The organism is Candidatus Polarisedimenticolia bacterium (assembly GCA_035764505.1).
Classification (GTDB): Bacteria; Acidobacteriota; Polarisedimenticolia; order Gp22-AA2; family AA152; genus AA152.
This window is the reverse complement of sequence record DASTZC010000266.1, coordinates 1-21,604: the sequence shown is the minus strand read 5'-3', so window position 1 is coordinate 21,604 and position 21,604 is coordinate 1. Positions and strand designations below refer to the sequence as shown.

23 protein-coding genes are annotated in these 21,604 nt (G+C 65.4%); 10 read left to right on the top strand and 13 right to left on the bottom strand.

All coding sequences use genetic code 11. The features are described 5' to 3' along the window. The 9 genes from VFW45_17250 to VFW45_17210 form a co-directional block, all read left to right on the top strand. Positions 1–341, top strand: a 341-nt coding sequence (locus tag VFW45_17250) for a HEAT repeat domain-containing protein (protein HEU5182537.1), incomplete at its 5' end; no start/stop codon positions are given. 169 nt (positions 342–510) lie between these two features. Next, positions 511–1,077 carry a Rieske 2Fe-2S domain-containing protein gene (locus tag VFW45_17245; GenBank protein ID HEU5182536.1) on the top strand — a complete coding sequence of 189 codons (567 nt, stop codon included), beginning with the start codon at positions 511–513 and terminating at the stop codon, positions 1,075–1,077. A 20-nt stretch (positions 1,078–1,097) separates the two neighbouring features. Beyond that, positions 1,098–1,889, top strand: a complete 792-nt coding sequence (locus tag VFW45_17240) for a cytochrome b N-terminal domain-containing protein (protein HEU5182535.1) — start codon at positions 1,098–1,100, stop codon at positions 1,887–1,889. Positions 1,890–1,920: 31 nt separating this feature from the next. Beyond that, positions 1,921–3,006 (top strand): hypothetical protein, encoded by a 1,086-nt coding sequence (locus VFW45_17235; GenBank protein HEU5182534.1) that lies wholly within the window; start codon positions 1,921–1,923, stop codon positions 3,004–3,006. A gap of 13 nt (positions 3,007–3,019) precedes the next feature. Next, positions 3,020–5,908, top strand: a complete 2,889-nt coding sequence (locus VFW45_17230; GenBank protein HEU5182533.1) for a c-type cytochrome — start codon at positions 3,020–3,022, stop codon at positions 5,906–5,908. Positions 5,909–6,041: 133 nt separating this feature from the next. Beyond that, positions 6,042–6,743, top strand: coding sequence for a carboxypeptidase regulatory-like domain-containing protein (locus VFW45_17225; GenBank protein ID HEU5182532.1), 702 nt, complete (start codon positions 6,042–6,044; stop codon positions 6,741–6,743). Positions 6,744–6,876: 133 nt separating this feature from the next. Continuing rightward, on the top strand, positions 6,877–7,062 hold the full coding sequence (locus VFW45_17220) for a hypothetical protein (GenBank protein HEU5182531.1): 186 nt from the start codon (positions 6,877–6,879) through the stop codon (positions 7,060–7,062). A 40-nt stretch (positions 7,063–7,102) separates the two neighbouring features. Beyond that, positions 7,103–7,372: a hypothetical protein gene (locus VFW45_17215; protein HEU5182530.1), complete on the top strand. Its 270-nt coding sequence runs from the start codon at positions 7,103–7,105 to the stop codon at positions 7,370–7,372. Between the two features lie 18 nt (positions 7,373–7,390). Then, positions 7,391–7,684: a hypothetical protein gene (locus VFW45_17210; protein ID HEU5182529.1), complete on the top strand. Its 294-nt coding sequence runs from the start codon at positions 7,391–7,393 to the stop codon at positions 7,682–7,684. Between the two features lies 1 nt (position 7,685). On the opposite strand, the gene VFW45_17205 is transcribed toward VFW45_17210, so the two are convergent. Next, positions 7,686–8,306 (bottom strand): redoxin domain-containing protein, encoded by a 621-nt coding sequence (locus VFW45_17205; GenBank protein HEU5182528.1) that lies wholly within the window; start codon positions 8,304–8,306, stop codon positions 7,686–7,688. Then, positions 8,303–9,232 (bottom strand): proline dehydrogenase family protein, encoded by a 930-nt coding sequence (locus tag VFW45_17200; GenBank protein HEU5182527.1) that lies wholly within the window; start codon positions 9,230–9,232, stop codon positions 8,303–8,305. The genes VFW45_17205 and VFW45_17200 overlap by 4 nt, the downstream gene beginning before the upstream one ends. A 295-nt stretch (positions 9,233–9,527) precedes the next feature. Here VFW45_17200 and VFW45_17195 point away from each other — a divergent pair, with 295 nt between their 5' ends. Next, on the top strand, positions 9,528–10,250 hold the full coding sequence (locus tag VFW45_17195; GenBank protein ID HEU5182526.1) for a TIGR04282 family arsenosugar biosynthesis glycosyltransferase: 723 nt from the start codon (positions 9,528–9,530) through the stop codon (positions 10,248–10,250). Positions 10,251–10,259: 9 nt separating this feature from the next. Here VFW45_17195 and VFW45_17190 read toward each other — a convergent pair whose 3' ends face one another. The 11 genes from VFW45_17190 to VFW45_17140 form a co-directional block, all read right to left on the bottom strand. Further along, on the bottom strand, positions 10,260–10,847 hold the full coding sequence (locus tag VFW45_17190) for a cohesin domain-containing protein (protein ID HEU5182525.1): 588 nt from the start codon (positions 10,845–10,847) through the stop codon (positions 10,260–10,262). A gap of 19 nt (positions 10,848–10,866) precedes the next feature. Next, entirely contained in the window at positions 10,867–11,679 is an 813-nt protein-coding gene (locus tag VFW45_17185; GenBank protein HEU5182524.1) for a fibronectin type III domain-containing protein, read from the bottom strand. A gap of 328 nt (positions 11,680–12,007) precedes the next feature. Continuing rightward, positions 12,008–13,408, bottom strand: a complete 1,401-nt coding sequence (locus VFW45_17180; protein HEU5182523.1) for a sigma-54 dependent transcriptional regulator — start codon at positions 13,406–13,408, stop codon at positions 12,008–12,010. A 4-nt stretch (positions 13,409–13,412) separates the two neighbouring features. Further along, entirely contained in the window at positions 13,413–14,537 is a 1,125-nt protein-coding gene (locus VFW45_17175) for an ATP-binding protein (protein HEU5182522.1), read from the bottom strand. Between the two features lie 154 nt (positions 14,538–14,691). Then, positions 14,692–15,174 carry a VanZ family protein gene (locus tag VFW45_17170; GenBank protein ID HEU5182521.1) on the bottom strand — a complete coding sequence of 161 codons (483 nt, stop codon included), beginning with the start codon at positions 15,172–15,174 and terminating at the stop codon, positions 14,692–14,694. After that, the gene (locus tag VFW45_17165) at positions 15,171–16,820 is read right to left on the bottom strand and encodes a glycosyltransferase family 39 protein (protein ID HEU5182520.1); all 1,650 of its coding nucleotides are present in this window, start codon (positions 16,818–16,820) and stop codon (positions 15,171–15,173) included. The genes VFW45_17170 and VFW45_17165 overlap by 4 nt, the downstream gene beginning before the upstream one ends. Positions 16,821–16,841: 21 nt before the next feature. Further along, on the bottom strand, positions 16,842–18,002 hold the full coding sequence (locus VFW45_17160; protein ID HEU5182519.1) for a class I SAM-dependent methyltransferase: 1,161 nt from the start codon (positions 18,000–18,002) through the stop codon (positions 16,842–16,844). 130 nt (positions 18,003–18,132) lie between these two features. Beyond that, entirely contained in the window at positions 18,133–19,188 is a 1,056-nt protein-coding gene (locus VFW45_17155; protein ID HEU5182518.1) for an SGNH/GDSL hydrolase family protein, read from the bottom strand. Between the two features lie 55 nt (positions 19,189–19,243). Continuing rightward, positions 19,244–19,720: a DUF393 domain-containing protein gene (locus tag VFW45_17150; GenBank protein HEU5182517.1), complete on the bottom strand. Its 477-nt coding sequence runs from the start codon at positions 19,718–19,720 to the stop codon at positions 19,244–19,246. A 10-nt stretch (positions 19,721–19,730) separates the two neighbouring features. Next, positions 19,731–20,912, bottom strand: coding sequence for a glycosyltransferase family 4 protein (locus tag VFW45_17145; GenBank protein ID HEU5182516.1), 1,182 nt, complete (start codon positions 20,910–20,912; stop codon positions 19,731–19,733). 88 nt (positions 20,913–21,000) lie between these two features. Continuing rightward, on the bottom strand, positions 21,001–21,604 hold a 604-nt coding region (locus VFW45_17140; GenBank protein HEU5182515.1), incomplete at its 5' end, for a hypothetical protein.

The following is a 21,604-nucleotide window of genomic DNA, read 5'->3' as shown; positions in this document are numbered from 1 at the left end:
CGGCGCTGCGCGTGCTGCTTCAAGATACCGCCCCCGACGTCGCCTGGAACGCCGCCGTCGCCCTGGCGCGGCTGGGGGACGAGGCCGCGCTTCCGATCCTTCTGCCGCTCGTCTCGGGGGATTTCTCCGCCCCGGAATTCCCGCCGGCGCAGCGGGAGAACCTGCGGATCAACGCCATCCGCGCGGCCCGCGGAATCGGCGCGCAGGCGGCCCGCGCGGCGCTGCAGCGTGCCGCTTCCTCGGACCCCTCGGCGCGGATCCGGGCCGAGGCGCGGCTCGCCCTGGAGGGACACTCCCCTCTCCCATCCAGCTCGGTGCCGGAGGTGGCGGCGCCGCGCTGAGAGTTCCATGAAGACTTCATGAACAGGCGAAGCTCAAGCCTGCATCAATGGCGAAGGTCAATGCTTCTTGACAGGCAAAGAGGTTTGGCTAGAATGGGCTGCCTTCGGGCACGCTCCGTCCCATCACTACACATTTTTTGTCATCGAGCGGTGGAGGAACCTCTTCGTCATGCCGGATGAAATCAAGGCGGGCGCGGCCCCTCCTCCGACTCCTGCCGCACCCGCCGCCCCTGCCGCTTCCGCGGCCCCGGGAGTGACGCGGCGGGGATTCCTGACATGGATCGGAGTCGCCTGGGCTTCCTTCTCGGGCGCGATGGGCGTTGCTTCCCTCTCCACCCTGCGCTACTTCTTCCCGAACGTCCTGTTCGAGCCGCCGCAGACCTTCAAGGCTGGGTTCCCCGAGGAATACATCGCGGGACAGGTGGACAACCGCTTCAAGGAGTCGTTCGGCGTCTTCATGGTGCGCGACGAGAAGACCCTGTACGCGCTGAAGGCGGTCTGCACCCACCTGGGGTGCACGCCCAACTGGCTGGAGGCGGAGTTCAAGTTCAAGTGCCCCTGCCACGGCAGCGGGTTCTACATGAGCGGCATCAACTTCGAAGGCCCGGCGCCGCGCCCGCTGGAGCGCTATCGCATCGTCACGGCCGAGGACGGCCAGATCCTGGTGGACAAGACCAAGATTTATCGCGAGGAGAAGGGGGAATGGCAGGACCCGGAATCGTTCATCGCCACGTGAGACAGGACTAGGGAGAGACCATGGCCGCCCCTCCCAAGAAATCGCTGTTCACCCAGATCCGCGAAGGCCAGGTCTGGAACTCGATCTTCCGGCATGGCCCTCCCGACAACACCCGCAACCGCTCGCTCGCCGTCCTCACCAACGTCTTCCTGCACCTGCACCCGGTCAAAGTTCGCAAGTCGGGGCTGCGTCTGAAGTACACCTGGTGCGCCGGCGGGACGACTTTCTTCCTGTTCCTGGTCGAGACAATCACCGGGCTGCTGCTGATGTTCTATTACCGCCCGACGTCGGAATACGCCTTCTCCGACATCCTCGACCTGCGCTCCCAGGTGCCTTTAGGGATCATGCGCGAGATCCACCGCTGGGGCGCCCACGCCATGGTCATCGCCGTCTGGCTGCACATGCTGCGCGTCTTCATGACCGGCTCCTACAAGCCGCCGCGCGAGTTCAACTGGAACATCGGCGTGCTGCTTCTGGTGCTGACCCTGCTGCTGAGCTTCACCGGTTACCTGCTCCCCTGGGACCAGCTGGCGATGTGGGCGGTGACCGTGGGATCCAACATGGCGCGCGCGACCCCCTTCCTGGGGAATGAAGGGCCGGGCGCAGCCCTGCTCAGGGTGGGTGACATCTCCCTGGTGCACGCCGGGGACGACGCCCGCTTCGCCTTGCTCGCGGGGCGCTTCGTCGGGTCCGGGGCGTTGTTGCGGTTCTACGTGCTCCACTGCGTCGGCATCCCGCTGGTGGCGGCGGTGCTGATGGCGGTGCATTTCTGGCGCGTCCGCAAGGACGGGGGGATTTCGGGCCCCCTCTGATCCGCATCCGGGGCCGTCGGGAGGGCAGCGCATGCAGTGGTTCAAGTCGGCGGTGGACTGGCTGTGCAACCCGCCCATCCTTTTCACCCTGATCTTCATTCTCTTCTTCGTCGCCTTCCTCTGGCGCCGCGTCTTCTGGATCTGGACGCCGCGCGCCGCCCTGATTCTCTTCGGGCTCGGAGCGGCCTTCGTCGCCTTCGGCATCACCGATCCCAACTTCCGCCTCATCGTCTCCAAGCCCGACAACGTCCCGATCGTCGGGATGCTGTTCCTGGTCGGCTTCTTCACCTGGCTGTCGATGTACCTGGGGCTGAAGAACGACGAGCGGCTCGCGAAAAGCCTGCCGCCCGAGGAGAAGCTCGAATCGGAGATCAAGATCCTGGTGTGGCCCGATCTGGTCTACACCGAGATGCTCTGCATGATCCTCTGGTCGGTCCTCCTGATTGTCTGGTCGATCTACCTGAAGGCTCCGATCGAGGAGCCCGCCAACCCGGCGAAGACCCCCAACCCCTCCAAGGCCCCCTGGTACTTCCTGGGGCTGCAGGAAATGCTCGTCTACTACGACCCCTGGATCGCCGGCGTGCTGCTGCCCGGCCTGATCATCGTCGGGCTGATGGCGCTTCCCTACATCGATCCCAACAAGAAGGGGAACGGCTACTACACTTTCTTCGAGCGCAAGTGGGAGATCCTCACCTTCCAGTTCGGGTTCCTGGTCCTGTGGGTGATGATGATCATCACCGGGACCTTCTTCCGCGGCCCCAACCAGAACTTCTTCGGACCGTTCGAACACTGGGACGTGCACAAGCTCGTCCCTTTGAGCAACATCAACCTCTCGGAAGTGATCTGGGTGAAGCTGTTCAACGTCGGCTTGCCGACGAACTGGCTGGTACGGGAGAGCTTCGGGATCCTCCTGGTGGTGGCCTATTTCGCGCTGATCCCGATGCTGCTGGGACGCACCCTGTTCCGCCCCTTCTTCGAGAAGATGGGCATGGTGCGCTACCAGATCCTGATCTTCCTGCTGCTGTGCATGGTGAGCCTGCCGATCAAGATGTACCTGCGCTGGCTTTTCAACATGCACTACGTGGTCGCGATCCCCGAGTACTTCTTCAACATCTGACGGAGCCGGCAGCGTGCCCGCCAAGAACGAGGAATACGCCCGCAACGTTCCCCTGCTGAACAAGGTGTTTGCATGGTCCAGCCTCGCCCTGCTCGCGGGGACGGTCTGGATGGTGTGGGACGACTATTACCGTCCCTGGAAGCGGACGCAGCGCGATTTCCGGGCGCTGACGGCGAAGAAGACCGAGGAGGCGATCAAGCAGGCCGAGCAGGGGGTGGATCAGGAAACCCTCAAGAAGACGCAGGAGGATCTCTCCGCCGCCCGCGCCGAGGCCGACAAGCAGAAGAAGAGCCTTCAGGAGCTGGACGAGAAGCTGGCGCGGGCGAAGGTGACCTACTACAAGGCCGACGTCGCCTACAAGAACACCAAGTCGATCTACGACGCCGTCCGCTTCGAGTACGAGGAGCTGGAGAGCCACAAGGCGCCGCGCGCCGCCGAGAAGCGCAAGGAGCTGGACGAGGTGCAGAAGCGCCTCGCCGACTACAAGGTTGCCTACGAGACGGCCACGACCGAGCGCGACGCCCTCCAGAAGCAGCAGGACGACATTCTCGGGGCGCAGAAAGCGGTCGAAAAGAAGCAGCAGGATCTCATGGCCGGCGTCGAACGGCTGCAGAAGAAGCTGGCGACGGTGGAGCCGGAAGGCGTCATCGGAAAGGGCTTCGAGGCGTTCCGCAACGCGCCGCTTCTGGACTTCATGGCCCCGAGCCTGAAGATCCAGCAGGTCGTCCTCGACAACCAGAGCAAGGACATCAACTTCCTCACCATCCCGCGCGTCGACCGCTGTCAGACCTGCCACCTGGCGGCCGACCAGGCGGGCTACGAGAACGACCCGCAGCCTTTCCGTTCTCACCCGCACCCGGAGGTCTTTCTCACCGGCAAATCGCCGCACCCGGTGGAGAAGATCGGCTGCACCGTCTGCCACCGCGGGCTGGACCGCGCCACCGACTTCCTCGACGCGGCGCACTGGCCCGGCTCGGACGAGCAGAAGGCGGAATGGGTCAAGAAATACCACTGGCATCCCAAGGAGCACGAGACCAACCCGATGCTGCCGTCGCGCTTCGTGGAAGCCTCCTGCCGCTCCTGCCACCAGGGGGTGGTGCACATCCCCACGGCGGCGCACTGGAACGAGGGGCGCGACCTGGTGGAGCGGGCCGGCTGCTTCGGCTGCCACAAGATCCGCGGCTTCGAAGGGTTGCGCAAGGTCGGCCCGCCGCTGACGCGGCTGACATGGAAGACCGACCCCCAGTGGGTCGGCAGCTGGGTCGAGAACCCCGCGGCCTTCCGTCCGGCGACCTGGATGCCGCGCTTCTTTCACCTGGACAACAACTCCGCTACCGAGGACGTGCAGCGCACCAACCAGGAGATCCGCGGCATCGTCTCCTACCTGTTCGACAAGACCGAACCGGGCGGCTTCCCGAAGCTGCCGGGAACGGGAGACGCGAAAAAGGGGGAGACGATCGTCACCTCCTTCGGATGTCTTGGGTGTCATGCCGTCGCGCGCCTGGAGAAGGCCGCCGTCCCGCTGCGTCGGCGGTTCGGCCCCAACCTGGACGGCATCGGGGCAAAGGCGAAGCCGGAATGGATCTATGCCTGGGTTCGCGATCCGAAGAGCTACTTCCCCGAGACCCGGATGCCCGACCTGCGCCTCACCGACCAGGAGGCGCTCGACGTCACCGCCTATCTGATGACTCTCAAGGAGCCCGAGGGGTGGCAGCGGAAGACCTTCGAGGCCGACGCGCCGCTTCTCGACAAGATGGTGGAAGAGCAGCTGCGGGCCCGCATGACCGCGCGGGAGGTGCAGGCCAAGATCGCCTCCATGTCCGAAAAGGACAAGGAGGTCTACCTGGGCCAGCGGATGATCACCCGCTATGGCTGCTTCGGCTGTCACTTGATCCAGGGCTTCGAGACCACGCCGCCGATCGGCACGGAGCTCAGCGAGGAGGGAAGCAAGGAAGTCGACCGGTTCGACTTCGGCTACATCCACATCCCCGAGACGCGCCATGACTGGATCACCCAGAAGCTGGAGAACCCGCGCATCTTCGATCGCGGCAAGGTGAAAACACCCGATGAGAAGCTGAAGATGCCGCTGTTCAACCTCACGCCGGAAGAGCGCCAGGCAGTGGTCACTCTGGTGCTGTCGCTGGTGAAGGAGAAGCCGCCGCTTGCGACCGTCCCGGTCCTCGACGCGCGCCGCCGTGCGCTGGAGGCGGGCCGCCGCATGGTGCAGGACCACAACTGCCAGGGATGCCATCTGCTGGAAGGAGAAGGCCAGGACATCCGGATGACCATCGCGCGGAAGATGGTCGAGGAGCAGGGGATCGGGCAGGAGGACGCCGACTCACGGGCCATAGCCTTTTCCCCTCCCTTCATCACGGGCGAAGGGGCGCGGGTGCGCTCCGACTGGCTCTTTCACTTCCTGAAAGGACCGACGCCGATACGTCCCTGGCTGTCGGTGCGCATGCCGACCTTCGGCTTCACCGACGAGGAGGCCAACACCCTGCTGAGGTATTTCACCGCGCTGGCGGAAGCGCCTTTCCCGTTCGAGACGCCGCCCGGCCACCCGCCGGCGACCGACCTGGCCGCCGCGCGCACGCTCACCTCCAAGGACTATTTCGACTGCTTTTCCTGCCACCAGCAGGGGGAGAAAAAGCCTGCGGGAGACCCCTCCGGCTGGGCCCCCGACCTGGCGATGGCGCGGCAGCGACTGCGCCCCGAATGGATCGTCGACTGGATCAAGGATCCCCAGAAGCTCTATCCCGGCACCAAGATGCCCACGTTCTACGACCCGGCCAGCTTCGCCAGCGCCGGTCCCGACGACGTGCTGGGCGGCGACGAGGAGCGGCAGATTCGCGCCTTGCGCGACTACCTGCTGACGCTCGGCGGGGAGCGCGCCGGCTCCTGATCCGGCTCTGTCCCGGCGCGTGGTCCGGGCGTTTTCCGTCGGCTATAATATCGCCTGTTCTTGGTTGGCCCGGTCTGCCCTGAATGGTGTTGCCGCCGGTGCCCTTTCAACCCATCCCAAAGGAGCTGGAGGAATGAAGCAAATCGTAAGTGTGTCGCTCGCCCTGGCTGTGTGCGCCGTCATTGCAGCCGCGCCGGCCTCGGCGGGCAACATTGTCGGGAAGGTCACCTACGCCGGCAATCCCCCCCCCGCGAAGCCGATCGTCGTCACCAAGGACAAGGAAGTCTGCTCGCGCGAGCAGCACGCCGACGAGAGCCTGGTGGTGGCGGCCGACAAGTCGATCGCCAACGTGGTGGTTTTCATCAAGGACGCCCCGGGAGCGCCGAAGATGGCGGTGCCCGCGAAGAACCCGGAGCTGGATCAGAAGTCGTGCAAGTTCCATCCGCACGTGCAGCTCATTCCCGCCGGGGGGACGCTGGACGTCCTGAACAACGACGGGATCCTGCACAACATCCACACCTATCCGAAGAACAACACGCCGGTCAACCAGGCGCAGCCCAAGTTCAAGACCCGGATGCCGCTCAAGTTCGACAAGCCCGACACCGTGAAGCTGCAATGCGACGTGCACACCTGGATGAACGGCTGGCTGATCGTGGCGCCGCACGCCTGGTACGCGGTCACCGCCGCCGACGGTAGCTTCAAGCTGCCCGACGTGAAGCCGGGCTCCTACACCGTGAGCTACTGGCAGGAGACGCTGGGAACGCAGACCGCCCAGGTGACGGTCCCGGCTTCGGGGGATGCCACGGCGAACTTCACCTTCCCCGAGAAGAAGTAGACGCGCGCCACCGCGAGAGGCTTGCGGCCGGGCCCATGCCCGGCCTTTTTTTTGGCCTCGAGCGCCGGCCGCGCGGGGGCGGCGTGGCGGGCGCTGCGGTATAGTGGATTGTTGGCGACACCGGAGACAGCACATGCGCATCATGACCGCCCATCGCATCCTGATCGCCACGGCGGTGGCCTTCTTCCTGCTGTATGCCGGCTGGGAGGCGCTGCGCGAGCGGGCCGATCGCGGCCGGTGGGTGCGCGCCGGGCTGTCAGGGGTGGGCGCGGTGGGGCTGGCACTTTATTTCAGGACGCTGCCGCGGGCGTCGGAATAGCGGAAAAAATTGCCGCGGCTGCTTTTCGCGGGAGGACTTGGTGGGCCGCGGCCCACTGGAGGAGACGATGGGCAGGCTGCCGAAGCTCGAGCGGGATCAGGTGGGACCGGAGATCCAGGCCATCTACGACACCTACCTCAAGGAGCGGGGAAACGTCCCCAACGCCTTCAAGACTTTCGCCCACATCCCGGCCTACCTCACCACCATGATCGCCCATTACCGCGCGGTCATGTTCACCGGCGAGATACCGTTCAAGCACAAGGAGCTGCTCTTCCTGCACGTCTCCCGGCTCAACGCCTGCCGCTATTGAACCGCCGGTCACACTGCCTTGGCAAGGCAGCTGGGCTACAGCGAGGAGGAGATCGCGGCGCTGGATCGGGCGGCCGATTCGCCGCTCTTCACGGAGGCCATGCGGGTGTCGTTGCGCTTCGCCGAGCGCATGACGCGCGACGCGCACACCGTCGATGCGGACCTGTTCGAGGAGATGAAGCGGCACTACAGCGATTCGCAGATCCTGGAGATCGCCTGCGTGGCGGGCTTGACCAACTACTGGAACCGCTTCACGACGGCGCTGCGCATCGACCTCTCCGGCTCGAACGAGCCGTACGATCCCCCCGCCTAGACTAGCCCGCCGGCTCCGGGATTTTCAGCAGGCGCCGTAGCTCCTGCTCGATGCCCGCCGGTCGGGCGACCACCTGGCGCAGCAGGATCTTCCCCTTGGGATCGAGCAGGAAGGCGCCGTCGGGTATCGCGCCGTAGGCGCGGTGGACCGCGTCGTCCCACTGGTCCACCAGGACTCTCAGGCCCAGTCTCAGCTCCCTTTTCAGCTCTCCGGCCAGCAGCTCGCGCTCCCGGTAGCTCTTCGGCGCCCGACCGCGCAGCGTGGCGGGATGCGCCTCGCGGGTATAGACGACCAGCACGCGCACCTCGAGCTTCTCCCATTCGCGCGCCAGCCGGTCCCATTCGGGGGCCGACTTGCGGAAGTTGGACGAAGAGGCGGAGCCGAAAGCGACCACCACGTAGCCTCGCCCCAGCACTTCGCCCAGATCGAGGCGCTTGCCGGCAGTGTCCTTCAGGCTGAAGGGCGGCGCATCCTCCCCGACGTCGGGATGCTCGGGAATCTTGTCGGGAACACCGGTATGGACGTGCGGGTCATCGGCGAAGAGCGGGGCGGCGCCGAAGAAGGCTGCCAAGGCGAGCAGGGTGATGCGGCGAGACAGGGATCGAGCCGCCCGGTGGATCACCCGCGCAGGATGTTCTTGGCGAGGAACAGCACGTTCGCGGGACGCTCGGCCAGGCGGCGCATGAAATAGGGATACCATTGCGTGCCATAGGAGACGTAGATGCGCACGCGATAACCGTCGCGCGCCAGGGCGCGCTGCAGGTCGCGGCGGATGCCGTAGAGCATCTGGAACTCGAAATCCCCCTTGCCGATCTCCCCTCGCGATACCTTCTCCTTCACGTGACGGATCATCGCCTCGTCGTGGGTGGCGATTGCCGTGCGCACGCCGCGCGCGCGGGCCTTCTCCGACAGCATCAGATCGGCGAGCCGCTTGTAATTCTCGTCCACCTCGGATTTCAGGGCAAAGGCGACGTCCGGCGGCTCTTTGTAAGCCCCCTTGCACAGCCGCATCGACGCCCCGGCGGGGATCAGCCGCTCCATCACGTCGCGGTAGGTGCGCCGGAGATAGGCCTGCACCACCACTCCGACGTTGGGGTACTGCGCGCGCACCTGCTCGAAGATCCGGAAGGTAATCTCGGTGACGTCGGATCCTTCCATGTCGATGCGCACGAAGTTCCTCCGGGTCGCGGCGCTTTGCAGGACGACCTCCAGGTTGCGCCGGCACAGATCAGTGCCGATGCGCAAGCCCAGCTGGGTGAGCTTGAGGGAGAGGTTGGAGTCGACTCCGGTAGCCTGGATGCCGTCCAGTATCGAGGCGACCTCGCGGGTGGAATTCTCGGCCTCCGCCGGACTGCCGATGTCCTCGCCCAGCAGGTCCAGCGTGGCCGCCAGCTTTTCCTGGTTGAGAAGGCGCACGGCATCAAGCGCCTCGTCCAGCCGCTCCCCTACCACGAAGCGGCGGGCTGCCCGGCGCGCGAAAGGCATCCCCATGATGAGACGCCGCGCCGGCTCCGATCCCGAAAGATATAGAAAGAAGGCTTTGGTCATGATGTTCCGTGCTGGCCGGCGGAGCCTAGCACAGCGGCGGCGCTCCGGCCAAGCGCACCAGTTCAAGGTCGGCCTCGTTCAAGGCTCCGCACGCCAGAATCCTGAATCGCCCGCCGTGTTGCGTGTCGGAAATCAGGTTAACATCGAGACCTTCGAGCCGCCCGGATTGCAAGGCGCGTCGAAGCGCCGCGTACCCACGTGGCTAAGCAAGCGAGACGCATCGCCGCAAGCCGGGATGGATGGGCGGCTGAATGTAACGGGATTCCCGACACGCGACACGTGCTAGCATGACGCGATGCCGGCACGCGATCGCACTCTCGCCCTCTTCGCCCGGACTCCGCGGCTCGGACGCGTCAAGACGCGCCTGACACCGCCGTTCACCGCCGAGGAAGCGCTGGCGCTGCACCAGGCGCTCCTTGCCGACAGCTGCGAGCTGTTGCGCAGAACGGCCGCCGCCGCGGGAGCGTCGATCCGCCTCTACCTCGATGAGGGGACGACCGGGAATCTGCGGGTTCCGGAAGGGTGCGAGCTGCGGCGGCAGGAGGGAGCCGACCTCGGAGAGCGGCTGCGGCGGGCCTTCGAGGAAGAGCTGGAGACGGGAGCGCGGCGCGTGGTGGTCATCGGATCGGACAGCCCGCACCTGCCGGTGGCCTGGCTGCAGCGCGCTTTCACCGAGCTGGAGCGCCAGGACCTGGTGATCGGTCCGGCCCGCGACGGCGGCTATTACCTGCTCGGGGCCGGCCGCGTCCATCCCTTCCTGTTCGAAGGCATCCCCTGGGGCAGTTCGCAGGTCTATCGGGAGACGGTGCGCCGGGCGCGTCGCGAGGGCCTGGCGATTGCGTCGTTGCCGGCCCTCGACGATGTCGATGTCGCCGAGTCGGTCGGACGCCTGTTCGAAGAGCTGATGCGCAGGAAATCGGAGGGCGACTCTGAGCTTCCCGAAACGACCTTCAGGCTGCTGCGCGAATGGGAGGAGCGGGGTCGAATCTCGAGGCGCGGGGGGCGAGGTGCGGATTGAATCAGGGCTTTACAGAGCCGAGAACAATCCTCCGGTCCATCCTCCGGAGCCGAGGTTGATGATCGCTCCGGTGGTGCTGTAGAGCGCCGAGCCGGAGAGGGTGTTGGGCGACCTGAAGGTGAAATTCGAGCCGGCGGAGGTCTTGATCAGCTTGAAGGTCAGCGTGACCATCACCGCCGCGCTGGAAATGCTCTTCCCGCCGGCCGGGGGCGCGATGTCCACCAGGACCTCGCCGGCGCTCTCGGTGTCGAGGTAGACCGTCCCGCCGGAGCTCGTCCCCAGGGCGGTTCCTTCCTTGAAGCCCTGATAGTCCGCCACGGTGGGATCGAAGCCGACGTCCACCGAAGCGGCGCCCACCGCCGTGTTCAGCTTGTTCAGCCAGATCTGGACCTCGACGATGTTTCCGGCGGCCGTCCCCTTCTGGCCGGTGATGGCGTTGGCATAGCAGGGGTCGGAGGTGATGCAATTCGCCGTGAAATCGGCGATGACGCCGGCCCCGCCGTCGTCGCCGCCGCCTCCTCCTCCCCCGCCGCAATTCACCAGCGCCAGGAGGAAGAACCCGGCGAGAAAGCCGATCCTTTTCGTGCGTGCCGGCATCGGAATACCCCGTTTCAACCTAGAAGAAGATATGTCCGTGCCAGACGGCAAGCAAGGAGAGATCGGACCCGTCGACGACGCCGTCGCCGTTGAGGTCGGCGTCGGGATTGTAGTTGGAGTTCCCCGAGACGGTGCCGAAGGAGTTCTGCCAGTAGAGGAGGTCGCGCCCTCCGACCTTGCCGGAGCCGTCGATATCGGCGCGCTGCTCGTTGAAGACCACGGTGAGGGCCCCGCTCTTCGACCCCACCGGGCCGTTCTGGTTGGTAATTTTCAGGAGCCGTTGCGGTCCCGGCGGCGTGTTCACCCGGGCGGTTTCCGTCACCGTGATGTTGGCGGTCAGCTGGTTGCACGAGGCAGTCGCGTGGCTGTTGACCTGAATATCGGGCCCGAAATCAGGCGTCGCCTGCGTATCGAAATTCGTTCCGGTAATGGTGATCGGTATGGTCAGCGTGCCCTGCTTCACCGAGGAAGCGGATCCGGTGACTGGCAAGGGATTCAGGTTCACGACGACCGAGGTGGCCGAAGGCGCGGGCATGCCGATGATCTCGTTGGAGAAACCGAGGCTCTCGTTACCGTTGGAATCCACCGCCTTGACCGCCAGGTAGTAGATGCGGCAGTCCTGCAGATTGGTGAGATCGGCGCTGTTCTGCGGCTGCGTCACGACGTAGCTGTTGGTATACACGCCGGGAGAGGTACCGTAATAGACCCTGTAGCCGGCCAGGTCGGCATCGCTCACGGGATCCCAGGCCAATTTGATGGTCCCGGCGGAGGCAACGGTTGGAATCAAGACCAGACCCAATGTGGCTAGCACCCAGAAAGTCCAGCGCAACATCCGCTCGAGAACCGCTCGGGTGTGGAGCTGCTGCAACGTCGGCATAGGACTCCTCGCACGCCCCTCTTACCGGCAGGCCGCGCCAGGGTCCTCCAGAGCAACCGAAATGCCATGACAACATATCGGAATGCCCACTTTTCTTGTGTTCTAAGCTATTGATTAATAGAGGCTTATTTCATTGGATGCTCTCGCCGGAAGACTGGAGAGAGACGTAGGAAGGTCCGGACATTACTGTAGGGTAATCCGAGGTTACGGATCTGCGACGACGCGCGGTTTTTATGAAGGAAAGTAGGAGGTTCAGTGGAGAAGCCAGCGCGGCAGGCCGACGTCAAGAGTCGGAGTGTGTCGGGCGGTTTCGGTTCCAGCGGGGATTCTTGAAGTTGTATTTCTTGACCTTGTAGTTCATGACTCGGCTGCTGATGCCGAGCGCGGCGGCGGCGTCTTTCTGGACCCAGTTGCTGCGCTGAAGCGCCTCCAGGACGGCCTGACGTTCCAGGTTTTCAAGGCCCATCGCTCCCCCTGACCCGACCCTCTCGGCCCCCGAGTACGCAACCCGGACCGGCTGATCCGCACGGAGGTCGAGCAGGAGGAGATCGGCGGGCTCGATCCAATCCCGCTCGCTCATCAGCACGGTGCGCTCGATGGCGTTCTTCAGCTCGCGCACGTTCCCAGGCCAGGGATGCTCCTTCAGGACGGTCGCCGCTTCCGGAGTGAATCCGCGGATCTCGCGATGCAGGTCCTTGCAGTACTTGCGCAGGAAGAGCTCCGCCAGGGGGAGGATGTCGTCCCGCCGCTCGCGCAGCGGCGGCAGATGGATGTTCACGACCGAGAGGCGATGGAACAAATCGCTGCGGAACTCCCCTCGATCGATCCCTTCGAGCAGATCGCGGTTGGTTGCGGCGATGACCCGCACGTCCACCTTGAGGGTGCGCTCGCCCCCAACGCGCTCGAACTCCTGGTCCTGGAGCACCCGCAGGAGCTTGGCCTGGGTCTGCGAGGACATGCTGCCGATCTCATCGAGGAAGAGCGTTCCCTCGTCGGCGAGCTCGAAGCGGCCGATCTTGCGCCGTAGCGCCCCCGTGAAGGCGCCCCGCTCGTGTCCGAACAGCTCGCTCTCGATCAGCTCGTCCGGCAGGGCCGCGGCGTTTACTTTGACCAGATTGTGCTCGGCCCGCCACGAGCCGCGATGGATGGCCTCGGCGACCCGCTCCTTGCCGGTGCCGGTTTCGCCCGTGATCAGCACGGTCGCCTTGCTCTTGGCCACCTTGCTCACCACCGCCAGGACATGCTTCATCTCGGAGCTCTCCGAGACGACCTCCTCGCCGTCCTGCGAATCGGCGCGCAACGCCTCGAGCTGCCGGCTCTCGCGCTGGCGCTCGAAGGCGCGCATCACCTTCATCTCCAGCTCGTCCAGCTCGAAGGGCTTCTGGATGTAGTCGTAGGCGCCGAAGCGCATGGCCTGGACCGCCGACTCCACCGAGCCGTAGGCGGTCATCACCAGGACCATGGTCCCCTCATCGACCTGCTTGGCCTTGCGCAGCACCTCCAGCCCGTCCGCCTCCGGCATGCGCATGTCGGTGATGATCAGGTCGAAGTGCTCCCGCTCGATGCGGCGGATCGCCTCGGCCCCGTTCGGATCGGCCTCGGTCTGGTAGCCGTTCTCGCAGAACAGCGCCTGCAGGTTGTCGCGCAGGATTTTCTCGTCTTCCACGATCAACAGTCGCTTCATGGTCTCACGACCTTTCCGCCGGGTGATCGGGAGCGCCAGGATAGGGAAGCTTCACGAAAAAGGTGGCGCCGCGGCCCGGCTCGCTCTCCACGTCGATGATGCCGCCATGCGAGTCGATGATCTTCTTGGCCACGGCGAGGCCGATCCCGGATCCCCCCGGCTTGGTGGTGAAGAAGGGAAAGAACAGCCTCCCCCGCGCCTCCGGGGTGATGCCGCGTCCATGGTCCCGGATCCGGATCACCGCATAGTCGGAGAGCTGGGATTCGGTTCCGGCCTCCTCCCCCGTCGGCAGCTGCGTGGCGCGCTCCGGCTCGAGGAAGGCGTCGATCTCCAGGACTCCCTCCCCCCCCATGGCGTCGTAGGCGTTGGCGATGAGATTGTGCAGCACCTGCCGGAGCTGGGTGCCGTCGGCGTGCAGCTCGGTCATCCGGGGATCGAGGCTCTGGCGGATTTCCACGCGCCCGGCCGGCCATTTGGCTCTCACCTCGCGCAGCGCCTCCCCTAAGATCGCCTCCACGTCCACCGGGCGGGGCTTGATGTAGACCGGCTTGGCGTACTCCAGGCACTGGGTCACCGCCTGATTCAGCCGGCGCACCTGCTGGACGATGCTGTCGAGCGCCAGGACGCCGGAATCGTTGCCGTCCAGCTTGGTCTTCAGGAGGGTCGCGGTGGACCCGATGTTGGCCAGGGGATTGCGAATCTCATGCGCCAGCCCGGCTGCCATCTGGCCGAGCGCTGCCAGCCGATCCTTGAGGCGCTCCTGCTCTTCGTGCTCCTCGATGTGGGTGAGGTCCTTGAAGAACAGCACCGCCCCGTTGCGCTCCCCGCTTGGACCGCGCACGTGGGACACGGTCCCACCGATGACGCGGCGAGGGTGTCCCGGTGCCCTCAGGTCCAGCTCGATGCGGGTGGGAGGGTTCTCCATTCGAAGGGAATCGAGAAGGAGCCGGCTCAGCGAAGCATGGTCGGCGAGAAGCTCCTGGCAAGCAATTCCCTGAGGGGGAACCTCGCCGACATCCAGGATCTGCTGGCCGACCTGATTGAGCGTCGTGACCCGCCCCGCCTCATCGATGGTCAGAATCCCGCAGCGGGTGCTGTCGAAGATCTGCCTGAAGAACTGTGAATTCACCCGTAAATCCCGTAGACCGGGGCTGGAAACTGGCGTCCAATCGGTTGAATGACAGATTTGTAATATAAACGGCGGGGGCCGGGGCGTCAAGAAAGGGCCACGGGGTCTGGCTTTCAGCGGGGTGGGGAAAGGCGGGAAAAGTGGATTGAAGGACTCAGGATCTTCCGTGAGGTCGCCAGAGAGCGACCAGGCTCGGATGGGAGAGCAGAAGCCTGGCTAGCCGCCAACCCAGGGCTCCCCCGAGGGTGTTCAGCGTGAGGTCGACGATGGACGGATAGTGGCCGGGTAGCACGAGTTGACCGGTTTCAATCAAAAAGCTCAGACCAGCGCACAGGGAGGTTGCCAGCGACATACTCATTCGCGGCCAAAAGAGGGACAGCAGGGCGCCAAGGGGCAGGAACCCCAACAGGTTGAACACCAGGTCGGGGCTGGTACGCTCCGCCGGGAGCTCATAGTCGATACGGCGTTCCATTTCCCGGCGCTCCCGCACCGCCGCCACGCCGGATCCATGGGGCACAACCGCGCGCTGCCCGGAAGGGACCGCGGGCGACCAGCCGAATGCGAGGTAGGCGGCGAACATGGCGCCGGCAATCAACAGCCGCGTGACGCGTGAGCGCAGCACGTCGAGAACGATCATGCGCCGCCCGAGCCTTGCGCACACGCCGCCGCACCGGTGCAAGGCCTGTCCGCAACGTGGCCCGAAGAACCGGGCCCGGTCGTGGTGTCCGGAAGCGGCGTCCCGTGCTGGTAGGTGAGCGAGCAGCGCCTCGCCCCGTCGTCGGCGAGCCGGAAAACGTAGATGCGGTATCCCGGCAGCTCCGTCTCCTGCTCCACGAGAAAGCAGGCCCGCATGGACGACAGAAATTCCTGGAAGCGCGCCTCTTCCCAGACGCGGTTCGCCGCCACCCAGAAGCGCCCCGCGTCGTCGTGCAGCTCGCCGGCTCGCTCCGATCCGGCTGGCTGGATCCGCCATCGCCGCCAGGAGGTAATCGGTCCCCGGAAGTAGTGCACGAAGGCGCGCTCCTCCGCGCCTACGGCCAGGGGCTCTCCCGGCCGGATGCGCTCCGAGACGAACTTCGCCGCCCCGCGGCTGTCGTCGCGGAAATAGCAGGAGTCGCTGAAATAGGCTGTCAGCGAGAAGGCGACCAGTCCGGCGAAGGCCGCCACCAGAACCCATCCCCAGGGCCTTCGCCCCGCAGCCCAGGCGCAGCCCGCTCCCAGCAGGACGAGATAAGCCGGCAGGGCACCCGCCGTGTAGCGGACGTTGTAGGCCACCCGGGTAAAGCGGGCCACCAGGAAAGGGCCCACGATTGAAGCTCCCACCGAGAGGATCAGGAGTGCGCCGGCCGCCGGCGCTCTCCGCAGAAGCGCGGCCGCTCCCATCAAGACCAGGGCTCCCGGGACGAGGACGCCCCACGCCACCTGGACGGGCTTCCTGCCGAACGGGGCCAGGCTCGTGTCCTCATGGAGATCGCGGCTCGATGGGCCGATCGTCAGGCCCGCCCCGAAAACAAACAATGGATAGGGAAGATGCACGAGCCGGAGCGCGCGGGGAGAGCCGGTGGAGATCTCTGACAGCGAATGCGCATTCTGGCCTGGAAGGAGGTCTACCGGATTCAAGTCGTAGGCGGCCATCAGCCATGGCAGAAAGACAAGGCCGATGAGGCCTTGAAGCAAGAGCCACCTTCCCACTTTTCTCGAGCCGGGCCTCGAGGCCAGAAGCCAGAGATTCTCACCGAGGCTCACGAAGATCCCGGCGGGGAAGGCGAAAAGCATGAGAAGGGTCGAGACGACGTGGATGACGCCGTATCTGGCGCCCTCATCCCGGCTGAAACGGTAAGCGCTCCATAGCGAAACGGCCGCGAGGAGCAGGTAGAGGCTCACGTAGCGCGCCTCCTGCGAGTACCACACGGCGAAGGGAGAAAAGGCCGCCGCCGCACCCGCAGCCAGACCGATTCGCCGGTCGACCAGATCGCGCCCGAGCAGGTAGACGGCCCCCACCAATCCGACCCCCAGGAGAGCCGAAAGCCCTCGCACCCCCGCCTCGGAGCCGCCCATCGCCAGAATCGGCGCGACGAGATAGAAGTAAAGAGGTCCGTGCCGGTTGAACAGCTCCGAGGCAAGGTCGAGGGTGAGAATCCGGTTCGCGCCCCGCATCGACAGGATTTCGTCCAGCCAGAGGCTCTGGCGCGTCAATGCGGAAAAGCGCAGCAGCGCCGCAGCCGCCAGCAGGATGCCCGGCAGCCATCTCAGCGTGCGCCACTGCGGTTTTGAGGTCGTCACCGCGAGCCGGCGGGCATCGATTCACCGCGCGGAGGAGGCTGCGAGCGGCTCTTCGGCGGTTCCCGAGCGGATGAGGGAATAGATGTTGGGCTCCGCTCCCATGTAGACCATGAGTCGGCTCAAGCCGCGCGTCATCGTGCGGTTCCGGCCCAGCAGGCCGCGCAGCCCTTTTCTCCCCTCCTCCGCCCATGCTTCGAACATGTCCACGAAGATGTTCGTGCAGCGAATCCCCTGCGAGCGGCAGAAGAGGTAATACTCGGAGCTGGTAATGTAGTTCATCTCGCTCAGCGTGCGACGAATATTGCGCAGCGACCTGCGATTGCCGGTCACTGCCCCCCAGCCCAATGCGGCCAGAGACCCGGCCGACGGAGGCAGGCAGTGCACCAGCGGCACGTCGAAGTGCCCCAACTCCACCGGGAACGTGCGGTTGGGCCCGAAGCCGATGAATGCGTAGGTTCCGAGCCGGGTCGCCTCGCGCACCACCCGCTGCCATTCACGCACGTGCTCGATCAGAAAGGAGCTGATCACCAGCTCGAAGGCAGCCGAGCGAAACGGAAGGCGGCGGGCGTCGGCACGGACGTAGGCGATGCTGCGGTCCCCCGTCTGGTAAAGCGGGGGCCAGTCGGTGCGCAGATCGGCGACGATTCCGTGACGCAGCGGGAAAGCCTGGCGGGCAGCCTCCAGGTTCCCTCCGCTCCCGCCGCCGATATCGAGCAGAATCTCGGGGGCACGGCCAATCAGCTTTCGGAGGAGCTTCATCTGATAGACACGCCCCCGCGGGTAAGCCTGCTGATACGCGAAATCGTCCATGGCGCGCTTGAGGCTGCCGCCGGAAGTCGGGTAGCCATAATCCCGCAGGATGATTTCCCGGATGCGGTTCTCGCGCTCCTGGGAGTCCATGCCCCGGCTCTCATCGGGCTCGGTGATACGGGGCGCCAGGTCATCGAGGACGGCTTTCTCTGCCGCCGTCAGATCCGAAATCGGCAGCATGCGCGGCGCTTCGTCGAGAACCGGATAGCGGGCCTCGCAGGTCGCGCATTCCAGCACTCCTTCCGCGAGAATCCGGCCAGGCTCGAGGTTGCCCTCCGGCGAGCCGGCACCCCCAAAAATGCCGAGGTCACCGGGGCGCCCGGCTTCGATGCAGGCCGGGCAGCGCATCGTCTCGAGAAGCCACGCCTTCATGAGTTCTTCTCCGACCGTCGTGCGGCCTGCCACGAGGCGAAAGGTTGTCCGGCACTCGAGCTCGTCTCGCCGGGACTTAAAAGAATGCAGGACATTATGACGCGAAATCCGGCGCGTTTCCGAGATAAGGTCACGGCTTTTCGAGCAGGGCCCGGACCATCGGAACAAGCGCTTCGCCCGCGATGCGGTTCCCTTCGGCGTTCCAGTGGCCGTCTCCCGGATAGCGATAGCGCCGAAAACCGGCGCGCGCGGCCGCTGCAAAGCTCGGGGACAAATCCCGATAAGGAAGACCCGAGGTTGAGGCGATTTCCTCCAGACGGCCCCGCTCGTCCCGGGCGTAATCGGGGTTGGCATCCCCTTCCCAGGCGAGCAGCCAGGGAACATGCTTCGCTTCGAGGGTCCCCTGCAGCTCCTGTAACAGCAGTCCGACAATTCTCCAGCAATCCTGGCGGCAACCCTCCGGTGAGGCGCTGGTCTCGGCCGCTGCCTGCTTGCTCGAGTCGCGGAATCTTTCCAGCAATCGCCTTTGATAGAGGAAAAAGCGCACCAGTGCGCTTTTGCGCAAGGCCCGTTTCGTCATGGACATGTGATAGCGCTTGAAAGGTAGCGCTTCGAGCGCACCGTCGGGTCCCAGGGCATACTGCTGGGTCCACCGTTTGTCCTCCATGCAACGGCACGAATCCGAGGCGTCGTTCCGAATGAAGAGATAGACGATAAGGTCGGGAGAATAGTCGAGGACGTAGCGCTGCACCAGGTGAAGCACCTGCGAGGCGCCGTATCCGGAAACCCCGAAAGAGTAGACTTCAGCGTCGATACCGTCCTTCCGCAGGCCGCGCTCCAGAACGCTGGACAACAGCTGTTCCTGCTCCACGTACATCCCTTCCACGAAGGAATCCCCGACCACTGCGATGCGCAGCCGGCCGGGAACGCGCTGCTTCGTATACTCGCGGGGCGCATTCCAGCCCTCGGCGTTCACCCGGAACTGGGCGTCGATTCCCCCCGATCGGATGAAGCGACCCGATTGCCCCGGGCGGAGTGCGCAGCCCACTCCCGGAAGATCTTGGTATTCGACGTCGTCGGTCACGTGAACGAAGAGACGCAACGCCGCCTCCATGACCGCCAGCGTGATCAGCACCGAAGCGAAGGAGAGAAAAAGTCCGCGGAACAGATTGCGCAGTCCGCTCAAACGACCGCCATCCGGGTTTCCCTTTCAAACCGCACGATCGTGCCTGCGCATGACTTTAGTTCTTGTTGCCCGGACTTCCGATCGCCGGATTCTCTTCCGGGCGGACGAGCTCGCAGCCCTCGGGAGGGCAGACCTGGCGGGAGAGCCGCATCCGGTTGGCCGCAATCCAGGCGTAAATCCGACGCGCCAGTCCCCGAATGAGCGGAACATCGTACACCCAGGTGAAGTGCCTCCAAACGGGAAGCTGCGAGGCGATCTGCCGGATGCCGTCGGCGCCGACATGAATCTTGCCGTCGGGATCGACAACCCGGATGCCGCTGTTGAAATCCCCATCGGTGAGGCCCGGTATCTTCTCCTCGATTCCGGGGGTGCGCCGCGGAAGATACACCATCCGCGCCTTCCGGTCGCGGCGGCGAATCTCGTCAATGCTGCGCCGGCAGAATGCGCAGTCTCCATCGTAGATCACCACGACGGCGCCGAACGGGATCTCAAGCGAGGCCTGGGAGCCGGAAACATGGGAAGGAGAGCTCATGGGATCGTCCTCAAGACGGCCGCGATCGGCGGTGCTTTTCCAGAGCCGCGCTGCATCCCTGAAGCACCTTCCGGGCGTTGTCCTGCCAGGACAGGGAGGTCGCCGCGCGGGTCGCGGCGGCGGCGCCCAGCCGCTGACGGAGCGCCGGATCGTCGACCAGCTCGAGAACCGCGCGAATCATCGCATCCGCGTCCCCCGGCGGGAAGAGAAGACCTTCCTCCCGATCCTGCATCACTTCGCGGACCGGGTCGTAGGCGGGCGCGACAACGGCCTTGCCGGCCGCCATCCATTCGATCATCTTCAGCGGCGAGCCGTAGAAGAGGGTTTCGGGCAGCACGCCGATTTGGAACGACGCCACCAGCCGTGGGACCCGGGCATGTGGCACGCGGCCGGTGAAGATTACCCGGTCTCCGAGCGGCTCGGCCAGCCGCCGGGTCACGTCGATCTCGGGACCGTCCCCGACCATCAGGAACCGGGCGGAGGGTCGGACGGCGCCGACCTCCTGCAGCATGCGTCCCAGGTGCTCCACCCCGTGCCACTTGCGGAAGGAGCCCACGAAGCCGACCACGGGCAGCTCGGAAGGATCCCAGGGAATGCCGGGATCGCGCGGCGCCCCGGGCTTGAAGACTTCCAGATCCGCACCGTTCGGCGCCACGACGAACTTGCCGGGATCGACACGGTGCCGCTCGACCAGATAGTCGCGCAGCCGGGAGGAGACGACGGCAACGGCGTCGGCGCGTCGCAGCTTGACGCCTTCGAGCCAGGCCGAGACCCCGGGCAGGTGTACGTAGGGATCCTGATACAGGGTCCCTTCCTCGGCAGGTGAGTTCATCTCCAGAACCAGCGGCAGGCCCAGCCGCCGCGAGACCCTCAGGCAGGAGGCGGTCAGGACGTGATCCCGGACCAGCAGGACTTCCGGCCGATCGGCGGCCAGCAGCTCCTGCTCGCGCCGCGCGTAGCGCAGGTTCCACAGCAGCTCCTTGGGATCGTGCAGGTAACGGCCGAACCGGCGCTTCAGCCGCGAGCGCGCTCCGCCCGAGCCGCCGGCTGCAGCACCGCCCCCATCCGGAGACAGGTTCATGGCCCGCTCCCTCAGGTCATGGCCGAGGGCCTGGGCGGCCTTGGCGAACTGCCGCACGTGGTGTCGTCCCGTGTCCTCGGACACGAGGTAATGGATGTAATCGATTTTCATGGAAAGATCGATCGAGAGGGTTTGTCAGACCCGCGGGCCTGCGCCATGCTGCCGCCGCCCCGACGGCAGGCTGTCTGGCGGGATTCTCCTACTGGAAAATCAAATGGGTCGGGACCGACGGCGGCGTCTTGTCGACAACCGCCTGGCTCCCCTGAATGATCGAGTTGCCGGTGTTGCCCAAGGTGTCGACCAGGGCCCCCGTAGCCAGCGAAAAGCTGCCGGCGCCGTCGGGTATGGCCGACCCGATCACCATTGTCCCCGTGAACGTCGTCCCGGGCAAGGTCCCGGTCAATGCGATGAGCATGGTGGCTCCGCTGCTGTCCCTGAACGTGAGGGGAGTGGGAAGACTCGCCAGACTGCGGTTCGCGAGGAGGGTAACGCTCCACGTGGCGGGCTTCAGCAGCCATGCCCCGTCGCTGGGCCGCACCGGGGCGGAAGCAATGCTCAGGCTCGCGGTCGGAGGACCGGTCGGGGCGCCCATGTACTCGTCGGCACCGATGTCCACGGGGGCGGCCCGCGTATCTCGATCGATGTCTTGCGCCGATCCGGTAGTACCCCGATCTTTGCAGGAAGCGTCGGTCGACGCCAGGTGCAGGTCCCAGGTTCCGATGGCTCCCGCGACGTTGACCAGGGTGCTGGCCGCACTGCGATTGTTGCGGCCGAATCCGGTGGCCAGGGTGCTGTTGGTGTAG